Source organism: Zhihengliuella sp. ISTPL4, assembly GCF_002848265.1.
GTDB lineage: Bacteria > Actinomycetota > Actinomycetes > Actinomycetales > Microbacteriaceae > Microbacterium.
This window is the reverse complement of the sequence record NZ_CP025422.1, coordinates 1-13,208: the sequence shown is the minus strand read 5'-3', so window position 1 is coordinate 13,208 and position 13,208 is coordinate 1. Positions and strand designations below refer to the sequence as shown.

Annotated in this window: 11 protein-coding genes and 1 rRNA gene; 4 read left to right on the top strand and 8 right to left on the bottom strand. The window is 70.5% G+C overall.

What is annotated here, in order from left to right; genetic code table 11:
- Positions 1 to 5: 5 nt before the first annotated feature.
- The 3 genes from CYL12_RS00060 to CYL12_RS00050 are packed head-to-tail and all read right to left on the bottom strand — an operon-like array spanning position 6 to position 3,452.
- Complete coding sequence (locus tag CYL12_RS00060; RefSeq protein WP_101844401.1) at positions 6 to 1,367, bottom strand: aldehyde dehydrogenase family protein; 1,362 nt, start codon at positions 1,365 to 1,367, stop codon at positions 6 to 8.
- Positions 1,364 to 2,116, bottom strand: a complete 753-nt coding sequence (locus CYL12_RS00055) for a gamma-glutamyl-gamma-aminobutyrate hydrolase family protein (RefSeq protein WP_199399162.1) — start codon at positions 2,114 to 2,116, stop codon at positions 1,364 to 1,366. Before CYL12_RS00055 ends, CYL12_RS00060 begins: the two co-directional genes overlap by 4 nt.
- Positions 2,097 to 3,452, bottom strand: a complete 1,356-nt coding sequence (locus CYL12_RS00050) for a glutamine synthetase family protein (protein WP_101844399.1) — start codon at positions 3,450 to 3,452, stop codon at positions 2,097 to 2,099. The genes CYL12_RS00055 and CYL12_RS00050 overlap by 20 nt, the downstream gene beginning before the upstream one ends.
- Before the next feature lie 155 nt (positions 3,453 to 3,607).
- Here CYL12_RS00050 and CYL12_RS00045 point away from each other — a divergent pair, with 155 nt between their 5' ends.
- Positions 3,608 to 5,155 carry an amino acid permease gene (locus CYL12_RS00045; protein ID WP_101844397.1) on the top strand — a complete coding sequence of 516 codons (1,548 nt, stop codon included), beginning with the start codon at positions 3,608 to 3,610 and terminating at the stop codon, positions 5,153 to 5,155.
- Between the two features lie 48 nt (positions 5,156 to 5,203).
- Here the strand turns inward: CYL12_RS00045 and CYL12_RS00040 are convergent, their stop codons facing one another.
- A complete protein-coding gene (locus CYL12_RS00040) occupies positions 5,204 to 5,476 on the bottom strand; it encodes a metal-sensitive transcriptional regulator (protein ID WP_025102619.1) in 273 nt (90 codons plus the stop codon).
- Between the two features lie 36 nt (positions 5,477 to 5,512).
- Between CYL12_RS00040 and CYL12_RS00035 the strand changes: the two genes are divergently transcribed.
- Complete coding sequence (locus tag CYL12_RS00035; protein ID WP_101844395.1) at positions 5,513 to 6,790, top strand: DUF445 domain-containing protein; 1,278 nt, start codon at positions 5,513 to 5,515, stop codon at positions 6,788 to 6,790.
- Between the two features lies 1 nt (position 6,791).
- Entirely contained in the window at positions 6,792 to 7,706 is a 915-nt protein-coding gene (locus CYL12_RS00030; RefSeq protein ID WP_101844393.1) for an agmatinase family protein, read from the top strand.
- Between the two features lie 130 nt (positions 7,707 to 7,836).
- On the opposite strand, the gene hutI is transcribed toward CYL12_RS00030, so the two are convergent.
- The 3 genes from hutI to hutH are packed head-to-tail and all read right to left on the bottom strand — an operon-like array spanning position 7,837 to position 12,192.
- Positions 7,837 to 9,003 carry an imidazolonepropionase gene (gene hutI / locus CYL12_RS00025; RefSeq protein ID WP_101844391.1) on the bottom strand — a complete coding sequence of 389 codons (1,167 nt, stop codon included), beginning with the start codon at positions 9,001 to 9,003 and terminating at the stop codon, positions 7,837 to 7,839.
- The gene (gene hutU / locus CYL12_RS00020) at positions 9,000 to 10,658 is read right to left on the bottom strand and encodes a urocanate hydratase (protein WP_101844389.1); all 1,659 of its coding nucleotides are present in this window, start codon (positions 10,656 to 10,658) and stop codon (positions 9,000 to 9,002) included. The genes hutI and hutU overlap by 4 nt, the downstream gene beginning before the upstream one ends.
- Positions 10,651 to 12,192 (bottom strand): histidine ammonia-lyase, encoded by a 1,542-nt coding sequence (hutH, locus tag CYL12_RS00015; RefSeq protein ID WP_101844387.1) that lies wholly within the window; start codon positions 12,190 to 12,192, stop codon positions 10,651 to 10,653. Before hutH ends, hutU begins: the two co-directional genes overlap by 8 nt.
- Positions 12,193 to 12,244: 52 nt before the next feature.
- On the opposite strand from hutH, the gene CYL12_RS00010 reads away from it, so the two are divergent.
- The gene (locus CYL12_RS00010) at positions 12,245 to 13,024 is read left to right on the top strand and encodes an IclR family transcriptional regulator (protein ID WP_101844385.1); all 780 of its coding nucleotides are present in this window, start codon (positions 12,245 to 12,247) and stop codon (positions 13,022 to 13,024) included.
- 65 nt (positions 13,025 to 13,089) lie between these two features.
- Here the strand turns inward: CYL12_RS00010 and rrf are convergent.
- Positions 13,090 to 13,206, bottom strand: a 5S ribosomal RNA gene (rrf, locus tag CYL12_RS00005).
- Positions 13,207 to 13,208: the final 2 nt, after the last annotated feature.

The following is a 13,208-nucleotide window of genomic DNA, read 5'->3' as shown; positions in this document are numbered from 1 at the left end:
CGCGATCAGAGGTCGTCGGTGGCGAAGAAGACGTTCTTGGTCTCCGTGAAGTGCTCGGCGGCGTCGGGGCCGAGTTCGCGGCCGAGTCCCGAGGCTTTCATGCCTCCGAACGGCGTGGCATAGCGCACCGAGGAGTGGGAGTTCACGGAGAGGACCCCGCTGCGCACCCCGCGGGCGACGCGCACGGCGCGGGAGAGGTTCTCCGTCCACACGGAACCTGCGAGACCGTAGATCGTGTCGTTGGCGAGGCGGATTGCGTCGGCTTCGTCCTCGAACGGCATGACCGCCACGACGGGCCCGAACACCTCCTGCTGCGCGATCCGGTCGGCGGGGTCGGCGCGGACGACGGCCGGCGCGAACCAGAACCCGTCCCCCTGGGGCGCACTACCGCGGAAGGCGATGTCGGCGCCGTCGAGGAAAGACGCCACCGACTCCCGGTGCCCCGCCGAGATGAGCGGGCCCATGTCGGTGTCCTCCCGCGACGGGTCGCCGACCCGCCAGGCGGAGACGGCCGGCTCGAGCAGTTCGAGGAAGCGGTCGTACACGGAGCGCTGGACGAGCAGGCGGCTGCGCGCGCAGCAGTCCTGTCCGGCATTGTCGAAGACCGAACCCGGCACACCGGCCGCCGCGCGTTCCAGGTCGGCGTCGGCGAAAACGATGTTCGCACTCTTGCCACCGAGTTCCAGCGTGACCGGCTTGAGCGCCCGCGCGCAACCGGCCGCCACCTCCACGCCGACCTCGGTGGATCCGGTGAAGACGACCTTCCGCACCTCGGGGTGCTCGACCAGTCGTTGGCCCACCACGGATCCGGAGCCCGTGACCACCGCGAAGAGCCCCTCCGGCAGCCCTGCTTCGAGGGCGAGCTCACCGAGACGGATCGCGGTGAGCGGGGTCAGCTCGGCGGGCTTCAGCACGACGGCGTTGCCCGCGGCGAGCGCCGGTGCGAACGCCCAGGAGGCGATCGTCATCGGGAAGTTCCACGGCACGATGACCCCGACCACGCCGTACGGATCGTGGAAGGTGACGTCCAGGCCGCCGGCGACCGGGATCTGTCGCCCGGACAGGCGCTCGGGGTCGGCCGAATAGTAGTTGAGCACCTGCGCCACATGGCCCGCTTCCCAGCGAGCCGAGCCGAGGGGGTGACCGGAGTTGAGGACCTCCAGCTGCGCCAGCTCTTCGACCGCACCCTCGACGACGCGGGCGAAGGCCCGGAGGGCGTCGGCTCGCGCGACCGGGGCCAGCGCCGCCCACCGACGCTGTGCGGCGACGGCACGCGCGATCGCCGCGTCGGTCGCCGCGACGTCGGCCCGTCCGACCTCCCGGATGGGCGTTCCCGTCGACGGGTTGATGACGGTGAACGTACTCATCGGACGCCCTCCTTCCGCTGCGCGGTGAACGCGCGAGCCTGTGAGACGAGATCGGCGAAGAGGCGCCGGTCCTCGGCGTTCTCCTCCGGGTGCCATTGGATGCCGACCACATGGCCGGCGGTGGTGTCGACGAACGCCTGGACCAGGCCGTCGTCGGAACGGGCGGCGGGAACCAGCCCCTCCCCGAGGCGGTCGATGCCCTGGTGGTGGTAGCTGTGCACCCGGGTCTCCCCCGCACCGAGCACCGCGGCGAGCGCTGTGTCGTCGGACACCTCGACGTCGTTCTCTGCGAAGACACCCCCGCCCAGCCGGTAGCGCTCCGTGCCCAACGACTCGGGCAGGTGCTGGTGCAGCGTGCCGCCTCGGGCGACGTTCACGAGCTGAAGTCCTCGGCAGATCGCGAGGACCGGCATCCGGCGACGCTCTGCCGCGCGGAACAACGCCAGCTCCCACGCATCGCGATCGACGCGGGCGGGGTCGGTCAGCGGATGCCGCTCTGCACCGTACAGCTCGGGCGCGACGTCGGCGCCGCCGGAGAGGATGAGGCCGTCCAGCGCGGCGATCGCCGCCTCCGCCGCGTCCGCGTCCTGGGGAGGCAGCAGCAGCGCGATGCCGCCGGCGGCGGTCACCCCGACGAGGTACTGCTCGGGCAGGAACGCGGCCCGCACATCCCAGACCCCCTGTTGCGCCCGCTCCAGGTACGTGGTGACGCCGATCAGCGGCGCGGGGTCAGAGGCGTTCGAAACCACGGATGCGCTCCCAGTCGGTCACGGCGGCGTCGTAGGCCTCGACCTCGATGCGCGCCTGGTTCAGGTAGTGGTCGACCACGTCGTCGCCGAACGCCTCGCGGGCGATGGTCGAGGTGCCGAACAGCTGCGCCGCCTCCCGCAGCGTGGTGGGCAGATGCTCCACCGCGTCCTCGTACGCATTGCCGGTGAAGCGCTCCGGCAGCGGCAGCTCGTTCTCGATGCCGTACAGGCCGCCCGCGATGATGGCGGAGATACCGAGGTATGGGTTCACGTCGCCGCCGGGGACGCGGTTCTCGACCCGCAGCCCCGACCCCGAACCGATCACCCGCAAAGCGCAGGTGCGGTTGTCGATGCCCCAGGCGACCCCGGTCGGGGCGAAGCTGCCCTTGGCGAAGCGCTTGTACGAATTGATGGTCGGCGCGTAGAGGAGAGTGAACTCGCGCAGCGTGGCGAGGATACCGGCGATCCAGTGCTCCATGAGAGCACTGAACCCGTGCTCACCGTCTCCGGCCATCACCGGGGTGCCGGCCGCATCTCGGAGGGAGAGGTGGATGTGGCAGCTGTTGCCCTCTCGTTCGTCGAACTTCGCCATGAAGGTGAGCGCCTTGCCGTGCTGCTCCGCGATCTCCTTCGCACCGTTCTTGTAGAGCGCATGCTGATCCGCCGTCTCGCGCACCTCCGCATAGCGGAACGCGATCTCCTGCTGCCCGAAGTTGCACTCGCCCTTCACGCCCTCGCAGTACAGCCCCGCGCCATCCATGCTGTTGCGGATGTCGCGCAGCAGCGGTTCGAGACGACTGGAGGCGAGCAGGTTGTAGTCGACGTTGTAGTCCGTCGCCGGGGTCAGCCCCTCGTACTTGCGGGCCCAGGCGTCGCGGTAGGTGTTGTCGAACACGATGAACTCGAGCTCGGTACCGGAGAAGGCGGTCCACCCCCGCTCGGCGAGGCGGTCACGCTGACGGTCGAGGATGGCGCGGGGCGAGGGAGCGACCGGTGCACCGTCACCCCACACCAGATCGGCGATCACCAGCGCGGTTCCCGGCAGCCACGGGATCCGTCGCAGCGTCGCGACGTCCGGGCGCAGCACCATGTCGCCGTATCCGCGATCCCATCCCGACATCGCATAGCCGTCGACCGTGTTCATGTCGACATCGACGGAGAGGAGATAGTCGCAGGCCTCGGCTCCGTGATGAAGGACATCCTCTTGGAACAGCCGCGCGGAGACCCGCTTGCCCACCAGCCGTCCCTGCGCATCGGCGAAGGCCACGATCACCGTGTCGATCTCGCCGGCGGCGACGCCGGCATCCAGCTGCTCGATGCTCAGGTTTCCCGACATCTTCTCGCTCCCGTCGTCGTGGTGAACCGATCTCCGACCGGCTCCGCCCTCAGAGTAGGGCACTGCGCGGTTTAAAGGTAGACGAAACCACCATTGACTGTCACAATCATGCCCAAGGTGCACCCGGCGCCTACGAGCGTGGGAACGGAGAGCGGATGTCTGGGCAGAGCAGGGAATCCCGCAAGGTCGCCGGAGCGACCTATACACGAGCCGGAAACGACTACTTCGAGAAACGGACGCTGAAGCGATCGGCGGGCGTCTGGGGCCTGTGGGGCCTCGCCGTCGCGGCCGTCATCTCCGGAGACTTCTCCGGCTGGAACTTCGGCATCGACTTCGCCGGGTTCGGCGGCATGCTGATCGCCTTCGTCATCCTCGTGCTGATGTACTACGGCATGATCTTCGCCATCGGCGAGATGGCCGCCATGATGCCGCACACGGGCGGCGCGTACTCGTTCGCGCGATCGGCGATGGGGCCCTGGGGTGGCCTGGTCACCGGCGCAGCAGAGACCATCGAGTACGTGGCGACGACGGCGGTGATCGTCTACTTCTCCGCGTCCTACGCGAACGGCATCACGAGCGAGCTGCTCGGGCTGGAGCTCCCGGGATGGATCTGGTACCTCATCCTGTACATCGTCTTCATCGCGCTCAACTCCGCGGGGGCAGCGATCTCCTTCCGTTTCGCGATCATCGTCTCGATCATCTCGATCGGCATCATCCTGGTGTTCTCCGCGATGGCGATCTTCTCCGGGGCGTTCAGCTGGGACGCGCTGTGGGACATCGCCCCCGACCCCGGCCAGACGGAGTTCCTGCCGCACGGCGTCCTGCCGATCCTGTTCGCCCTCCCCTTCGCCATGTGGTTCTTCCTCGGCATCGAGGAGCTGCCGCTCGCCGCCGAGGAATCGCACAACCCGACACGCGACATCCCGAAGGCGGGGTTCTGGGCCCGCGGCACGCTCATCGTCACCGGCCTGCTCGTGCTGTTCCTGAACACCGGAGTGATCGGTGCCGAGGCGACCGGCACCGCCGGCGAACCGCTCCTCGACGGATTCCGCGCGATCGTCGGCGATCAGCTCGCCGCTGTCCTCGCGCTGTTCGCCCTGATCGGTCTGCTCGCCTCGCTTCAGGGCATCATGTTCGCGTACGGCCGCAACATGTATTCCCTGTCCCGCGCCGGCTACTACCCGCGGTTCCTCTCGCTGACCGGGAAGCGCCAGACGCCCTGGGTCGCACTCGTGATCGGCGCGGCCATCGGCTTCGTCGCGCTCATCGTCCTTGACGTGCTGGCGGCCGTCGATGCCGAGGGCGCCGGCTCCGTGGCCGGAGCGATCGTGCTCAACATCGCCGTCTGGGGCGCCGTGCTGGCGTACGGTCTGCAGCTGATCGCGTTCATGATCCTGCGGAAGAAGTACCCTTCCGCGAATCGCCCCTACCGCAGCCCGTGGGGCGTCCCCGGCGCCGTGCTCGCGCTGGTCATCGCCGCGCTCATCTTCGTCGGGTTCCTGCTGAATCCGACCTTCGGGCCTGCGATCATCGCCATCGCCGTCGTCTATGTGGTGATCCTGCTCGGATTCGGGCTGTTCTTCCGCCACCGGCTGGTGCTGTCGCCCGAAGAGGAGTACGCCATCTCGGGCGGCGCGCACGGAGATCCGCAGGCCGAGGGGTACGACGCGATGGAGGGCGAAGTGTTCGACAGCGGACGCTGACGAACGGCCGCAGCGTCCCGCCCACGACGGCGGGGCGCTGTGGCGTCCCTACTTCCGGTCGAAGTCGAACGCCTTGAGGAGCTCGCCGACGGCCTTGTCGCGCTCCTCGCCCCCGTCCTCGAACATATGGGTGACGTGGGTGCGCAGGTGATTCTCCAGCAGCAAGCGGTTGAGCGACTCCAGAGAGCGCTGGATGGCGCGGGACTGCGTGATGATGTCCATGCAGTACTCCTCGTTCTCGATCATCCGCGCGACGCCGCGCATCTGACCCTCGAGGATGCTCGTGCGATGCAGGGCGCGCTTCTTGATGTCTTCGATCACGTATCGAGGGTACTCGCCCCGTGAAAGGATGACGTCATGCCGCGAACACCCACGACGCTGCTGTCCCTGGCCGACCAGGATCGCCGACGCGCGCTGCGGCGGATGAAGGCCGTCGCGCTCGGCGCACTGATCTTCATGGCGGTCGCCTTCATCGTCGCGTTCGCGTTCCAGGAGCGCGTCGGCTGGCTCGCCTACGTCCGAGCCGCGGCGGAGGGCGGGATGGTCGGCGCGCTGGCGGACTGGTTCGCGGTGACGGCGCTGTTCCGCCGACCGCTCGGCCTCCCCATCCCGCACACGGCGATCATCCCCAACCGCAAGGACGAGATCGGCCGCACGCTGGGCGAGTTCGTGGAGACGAACTTCCTCGCCGCCGATGTCGTGCGGACCAAGCTCACCACCACCGCGATCGCCCTCCGCGCCGGCGAATGGCTCCGCGAGACCCCGCACGCCGAGCGTGTGGCGGCCGAGGGCGCGACGATCGCGACGGCCGTGCTGAACGCGCTGAGCGACGATGACGTGCGCGACCTCCTCGCCGACCTCGCCCGGGAGCACCTCGTCGCACCGGAGTGGGGACCGCCCGCCGGAGCATGGCTGGAGAAGATCGTGGACGCGGAAGCGCACCACGGCGCCGTCGACCTCGCGGTGGACAGCATCGGCCGCTGGCTGGACGCGAACGCCTCCTCCTTCGCCGGGCTCGTCTCGCGGCGCCTCCCCGGGTGGATGCCGAAGGTCGCGCACCGCCTCATCGACGACACCGTGTACAACGAGGCGGTCAAGTTCGTCCGCGCCGTGCAGGCCGACCCGGGGCACCCGGCCCGCCTCGCGATCGACGGGTACCTGTCCCGCCTCGCGGATGCTCTGCAGAACGACCCTGCGACGCGCGAGAAGCTGGAGAACGCCAAGGCCGCGCTCTTCGACAGCCCTCGCGTCGGCGCCCTCGCGGCGGAGGCATGGAACACCGCCAAGAACGGCCTTCTCATCTCCCTCGCCGATCCGGAGAGCGGCCTGCGGCGCCGCGCCGTCCAGGCCCTGCAGGAGGTCGGCGAGCGACTCACGACCGACGCGGCTCTGCAGCGACGGGTCGACACGTGGGTCTCCGATGCGGCCGTCTTCCTCGTCGACCGGTACCGCCACGACATCGCCTCGATCATCACCGACACGGTCGAGCGCTGGGATCCCGCGGAGACCACGGAGAAGATCGAGCTCATGGTCGGCCGCGACCTGCAGTACATCCGCCTGAACGGCACCGTCGTCGGCGCCCTCGCCGGCCTCGCGATCTTCACCGTCGCCCACGCCCTGATCCCGGGAGTCTGACATGGCACTGTCCCACGATCCGCTCTGGCCGCGTGCCGGCGCCTGGCCCGCTTTCGAAGGGGCGGCGGACGCCGTGCTCCTCGGTGTCCCGACCTGGCGCACCTCGTTGTCCCCGACGGGAGCACACGCGACGCCGGCCGCGATCCGCGCGGCGCTCCCCCGCTACGGCACGACGGTCCTCGGCCCGCCGACGATCGACCTGGACGAGGTGCTCCGCATCGCGGACGGCGGGGACGTGCGGGAGCCGGACGGCGATGCGGGAGAGGCGCGGACGATCGAGCGGGTCCGGGAGCTCGCGGGAGCGTCGGACCTCGTCATCGCTCTGGGCGGCGACAACTCCCTCACCTACCCGGTCGCCCTCGGCGCGGAGGCGACGGGCCTGATCACGTTCGACGCCCACTTCGACCTGCGCGACGGCATCTCCAACGGCACGCCGGTGCGGCGACTCGTCGAGGACGCCCCGGCTGCGGCGGGCATCCCGACCGCCCCCATCGACCCCACCCGCATCGTGCAGATCGGCCTCGCCGACTTCGCGAACTCCGCCGCCTACGCCCGCCGCGCGACGGACTGGGGCATCAGGGTCATCACGCTCGACGACGTGCGCCGTCGGGGGATCGCCGATGTCGTGGCCGAGGCTGTCGAGATCGCGGGGGCGGGCGACGGGCCCCGCGTGCACCTCGACATCGACGTGGACGTGTGCGACCGTGCGGTCGCTCCGGGGTGCCCGGCCAGCGTCCCCGGGGGCCTGGCGGCGTGGGAGCTGCGCGCCCTCGCCCGCGCGGTGGCCACTGATCCGCGGGTGGTCAGCGCCGACATCGCCGAAGTCGATGCGACAGCGGATGCCGAGGACGGTCGCACCGTGCGACTCGCGGCCCTCTGCGTGCTCGAGCTGCTCGCCGGCCGCGCCGCGCGATAGGCCCAGCGCAGCCGTTCCCGGGCTGACGGTTCCGTTCCCGCGGCCCCCTTGCTGCGGGATCGAGAACGCGCCCCGGGGAGACCGGGAAAGGGCGGTTTCGATCCCGCGCAGGCACGCAGGACGGAGACGGTCACACGACCGCGCGGCCGTCCTTCCAGACGCGCTGCACCAGCGGCACCCCCGGCCGGTACGCGAGGTGCACCCGGGTGGGGGCATCGAGCAGTACGAGATCGGCGCGCGCCCCAGGCGCGATCCGGCCGATGTCGTCGCGCCGGAGCGCCAGTGCCCCACCCGCTGTGGCGGCCCAGACCGCCTCGGCGGGTGTCATGCCCATGTCGCGCACGGCGATGGCGATGCAGAAGGCCATGGACGACGTGAAGCTCGACCCGGGGTTCGTGTCGCACGCGAGCGCCACGGTCACCCCTGCGTCCACGAGCCGGCGGGCGTCCGGATAGGGCTGACGCGTGGAGAACTCGACTCCGGGCAGCAGCGTGAGCACCGTGTCCGACGCGGCGAGCGCGGCGATGTCCGCGTCGGTGAGGTAGGTGCCGTGGTCCACCGAGGCCGCCCCCAGCTCGATCGCCAGCCGCACGCCGTCGCCCGGCCCGAGCTGGCTCGCATGCACCCGAGGTGCGAGCCCCCGGGCGATGCCGGCCTCGAGGATCCGCCGTGACTGCGCCACCGAGAAGGCGCCGGTCTCGCAGAATACGTCGATCCACCGGGAGTGCGGAGCGCAGGCGTCGAGCATGGGCCCGACGACGAGGTCGACATAGCCATCGGGATCGTCGGCGTACTCGACCGGAACGACGTGCGCACCGAGGAACGTGACCTCCGACGTCACTTCGGCGGCGAGCCGCACGAGGCGCTCCTCCTCCGCGACAGAGAGACCGTACCCGCTCTTGATCTCGACCGTGGTGGTGCCCTGCTGCTGCAGCTCCTGGATGAACCCGTGCAGCCGGGTCCGCAGCTCGTCGTCGCTCGCCGCGCGCGTCGCCTGGACCGTCGAGCGGATGCCGCCCGCGGCGTACCGCTGTCCGGCCATGCGTGCCTCGAACTCCGCGGCCCGGTCGCCGGCGAAGACGAGGTGGCTGTGGCTGTCGACGAATCCGGGGATCACGGCCCGCCCCTGGGCGTCGACGATCTCGTCGGCCGCAGGCGCCACAGCGGACGAGCCCACCCACACGATCCGCTCGCCGTCGATCAGCACGGCCCCATCCCGGAGCGTGCCGGTCGGATCCGCGTCGACGGCGACGTTCGTTGTCAGTTCTCCGATCCCGGAGATGAGCGTCGTCGTCACAGCATCGGCACCTTCAGTCCGCGGTCGCGCGCGACCTCCTTGGCGTGCTCGTAGCCGGCATCCACATGCCGCATGACCCCGGTTCCGGGGTCGTTCGTCAGCACGCGGGCCAGTTTCTCCGCGGCGAGGGCGGTGCCGTCCGCCACCGTCACCTGCCCGGCGTGAATCGAGCGGCCGATCCCCACGCCGCCGCCGTGGTGCAGCGACACCCACGAGGCGCCGGAGGCCGTGTTGAGGAGGGCGTTGAGCAGTGGCCAGTCGGCGATCGCGTCGGATCCGTCCTTCATGGCCTCGGTCTCCCGGTACGGGGACGCGACGGAGCCGGAGTCGAGGTGGTCACGGCCGATGACGATCGGCGCGGACAGCTCTCCCGAGGCGACCATCTCGTTGAACTTCAGTCCGGCGAGGTGCCGCTCCTGGTAGCCGAGCCAGCAGATGCGCGCCGGCAGCCCTTCGAAGTGGACGGCCGATCCCGCCTTGTCGAGCCACCGGTGAAGCGCCGCGTCCTCGGGGAACAGCTCGGCGATCGCGCGGTCCGTCTTGAAGATGTCCTCCGGGTCTCCGGACAGCGCCACCCAGCGGAACGGTCCTCGTCCCTCCTCGAACTGCGGTCGGATGTACGCCGGGACGAAGCCGGGGAATGCGAACGCTCGGTCGAACCCGCCGAGCTGTGCTTCGGCCCGGATCGAGTTGCCGTAGTCGAACACCGCCGCGCCCGCGTCCTGGAAGTCGACCATCGCGGCGACGTGGGCCGCCATGGACTCACGGGACCGCCGGGTGAATCCCTCGGGGTCGCGCGCCGCCTCCTCCTTCCAGCGGGCGACGTCGATGCCGATCGGCAGGTAGGCGAGTGGGTCATGGGCGCTGGTCTGGTCGGTCACGACGTCGATCGGCACCCCGCGACGGCGAAGCTCGGGGAAGATCTCGGCCGCGTTCCCGACGACGCCGACCGAGAGGGCATGACCGGCGTCCTTCGCCGCGACCACCCTGGCCACCGCCGCGTCGAGGTCGGTGGTGTACTCGTCGAGGTACCGGTGCTCGACGCGGCGCGCCAGCCGCGTCTCGTCGACGTCCACGATGAGGACCGCGCCCTCGTTGAGGGTCACGGCGAGGGGCTGCGCCCCGCCCATCCCGCCGGCACCGGCGGTCAGCGTCAGCGTCCCGCGCAGGGAGTCCTTTCCGAGCGACCGTGCCACGGCGGCGAAGGTCTCGTACGTCCCCTGCAGGATGCCCTGCGTGCCGATGTAGATCCAGGAGCCGGCCGTCATCTGGCCGTACATCGTCAGCCCCAGATCCTCCAGGCGGCGGAACTCCGGCCAGGTCGCCCAATCGCCCACGAGGTTCGAGTTGGCGATGAGCACGCGCGGCGCCCACTCGTGGGTGCGGAACACGCCCACCGGCTTCCCGGACTGCACGAGCAGCGTCTCATCCGGCTCCAGCTCGTCGAGCGTGCGGACGATCGCCTCGTACGCGGCCCAACTGCGCGCCGCCTTGCCTGTCCCCCCGTAGACGACGAGGTCTTCCGGGTGCTCGGCGACCTCGGGATCGAGGTTGTTCATGAGCATGCGCTTGGCCGCTTCCGCGCCCCAGCTCTTGGCGGTGCGCTCGGCACCGCGGGCTGCGCGTACCGTGCGCGCTGCGTTCTCCTCAGTCATGCATGTGCTCCTTTGCGACACGGGCGATGGCACCCGACTGGACGAGGGCGGTCACGGCTTCCATCTCGGGCGAGAGGTGGCGGTCAGGGCCGGGGCCCGCGGCGACGGTGCGGACGAGGTCACGCACCGCTCCGGTCGCCGGTCCCGCTTCGAGCGGCGCGCGGAGGTCCAGCGCACGAGCGGCGGTGAGGATCTCGATCGCGAGGACGCGAGAGAGCCCGTCGATCGCGCGACGGAGCTTCCGTGCCGCGGCCCAGCCCATCGAGACGTGGTCCTCCTGCATCGCCGAGGACGGGATGGAGTCCACCGAGGCAGGGACGGCGAGGCGCTTGAGCTCGGAGACGATGCCGGCCGCCGCGTACTGCGCGATCATCAGACCGGAGTCGACCCCGACTTCCGCCGCGAGGAACGGCGGGAGACCATGGCTGCGGGCGGGGTCCAGCGCGCGGTCGGTGCGCCGCTCGGACACGGAGGCGATGTCGGCGATGGAGATCGCCAGGAAGTCGAGGACGGCGGCGACGGGCGCCCCGTGGAAGTTGCCGTTGGACTCGATGCGCCCGTCGAGGGTGATGATGGGGTTGTCGATGACGCTGGAGAGCTCGCGCTCCGCGATCATCGCGGCATGCCCGAGCGTGTCACGCGCCGCGCCGTGCACCTGCGGCGAGCATCGCAGCGAGTACGCGTCCTGGACGCGGCCGTCCTCCGGGCCCTTGTGGCTCGCGACCATCGGCGACCCGGCGAGGAGCGCACGGAGGTGACCGGCGGACACCGCCTGCCCCGCCTGCGGACGGAGTGCCATGAGGTCGGCGGCGAACACCGCGTCCGTGCCGAGCTGTGATTCCACCGACATCGCCGCCGCGACGTCCGCCGTGAGTAACAGCATCTCCAGGTCGTGGAGGGCGAGCACCAAAGTGCCCAGCATGCCGTCCGTCCCGTTGATGAGGGCCAGCCCCTCCTTCTCCACGAGCGTGAGCGGGACGATGCCGACGGCGGCGAGGGCGTCGGCCGCCGGAACCAGAGAACCCGTGGCATCGCGCACCTCGCCCTCCCCCATCGCCGCCAGGGCGATGTGCGCCAGCGGGGCGAGGTCACCGGAGCACCCCAGCGACCCGTACTCGCGGACCACCGGGACGATGCCCGCGTTGAGCAGAGCGGCGTAGGTCTCCACCACGATGGGACGAACGCCCGTCCGTCCGGAGGTGAGGGTCTGCAGGCGCAGCAGCTGCAGGCCGCGCACCACCTCGCGCTCGACCTCGGGGCCGGTCCCCGCGGCATGAGAGCGGATGAGACTCGCCTGCAGCTGCAGGCGCCGCTCCGGGGCGATGAAGGTCGTCGCCAGCGCGCCGAAGCCGGTGGACACCCCGTAGTGCGGGTGCGGGTCGGCAGCGAGACCGTCGATCACGCGGCGGGTCTCGGCGACCGTCGCCAGCGCGGCGGGATCCACCTGAACGGGGGCATCATGGCGGACCACGCGGACGACATCCGCGGCGGACAGAGGGGCGGCGCCGACGAGGACAGGGGCAGGATCACTCATGTCTTGATTCCACACCCGCTGAGTCGACGCGCGCTGCGCTTCGTGGGAACCTGTGTCTGTGATCCCAGACATCCCCGAGACCGATGAGGTTCAGGTACCCGCCGCCGCGCAGACCCTGCGCATCCTGAGCTACCTGGCCGGCCGGCCGGCGCCCGTGGCGGCGTCCGCGATCGCCCGCGAGCTCGCTCTTCCGCGCTCGACGGTCTATCACCTGCTGCGCACGCTCGCCGCCCACGGTTTCGTCCTGCACCTCCGCGAAGAGCGACGGTGGGGGCTCGGAACGTCGGCCTTCGAGCTGGCCGGAGGCTACGCGCGACAGCAGCCGTTGGCGCGGCTCGGGAGGCCGCTCGTGGCCGCGCTCTCCGATCACCTCGGGGAAAGCGCGCACCTCGCCGTCATGAGCGGCGGCGACGTGCTCTACATCGTCGAGGAGCGAGCGCCGCGTCGGCCGGCCCTGGTGACCGACGTGGGCGTGCGCCTCCCGGCGCACCTGACCGCAACGGGACGCGCGATGCTCGCCGCGCTCCCCCGCGAACAGGTGCGGGCACTGTACCCGGAGGCGTCCGCGTTCTCCGATCGCACCGGACGAGGGCCGCGCCGCCCCGGCGAACTGCGCGAGCTCCTGCGAGAGGTGCGCTCTCGGGGGTATGCGACGGAGGACGGCGAGGTCGCGGAAGGTCTGCGCTCGGTGGGCGCCGTCGTGCGTGACGCGGCGGGCTGGCCGGTCGCCGCCGTGGCTGTCACCTGGGCCGATGACGACAGTGCCGAGGCCGAGCTGGCGAACGCGGTCCGCGACACGGCGGCAACACTCGAGGCGCGTCTGGCCCGCTGACACGAGACGTGCGCGTTAACGCAAGAAGGCCACCCAACGATGGGTGGCCTTCTTGTCTAAAAGGAGTCCGGCGGTGTCCTACTCTCCCACAGGGTCCCCCCTGCAGTACCATCGGCGCTGTGAGGCTTAGCTTCCGGGTTCGGAATGTGACCGGGCGTTTCCCTCACGCTATGGCCGCCGAAAC

Coding starts and splice junctions, on each gene's coding strand:
- CYL12_RS00050 (WP_101844399.1), bottom strand. CDS start 3,452: ATGTCGGGAAACCTGAGCATCGAGCAGCTGGATGCCGGCGTCGCCGCC.
- CYL12_RS00045 (WP_101844397.1), top strand. CDS start 3,608: ATGTCTGGGCAGAGCAGGGAATCCCGCAAGGTCGCCGGAGCGACCTAT.
- hutU (WP_101844389.1), bottom strand. CDS start 10,658: ATGACTGAGGAGAACGCAGCGCGCACGGTACGCGCAGCCCGCGGTGCC.
- hutH (WP_101844387.1), bottom strand. CDS start 12,192: ATGAGTGATCCTGCCCCTGTCCTCGTCGGCGCCGCCCCTCTGTCCGCC.
- CYL12_RS00060 (WP_101844401.1), bottom strand. CDS start 1,367: ATGAGTACGTTCACCGTCATCAACCCGTCGACGGGAACGCCCATCCGG.
- CYL12_RS00035 (WP_101844395.1), top strand. CDS start 5,513: ATGCCGCGAACACCCACGACGCTGCTGTCCCTGGCCGACCAGGATCGC.
- CYL12_RS00030 (WP_101844393.1), top strand. CDS start 6,792: ATGGCACTGTCCCACGATCCGCTCTGGCCGCGTGCCGGCGCCTGGCCC.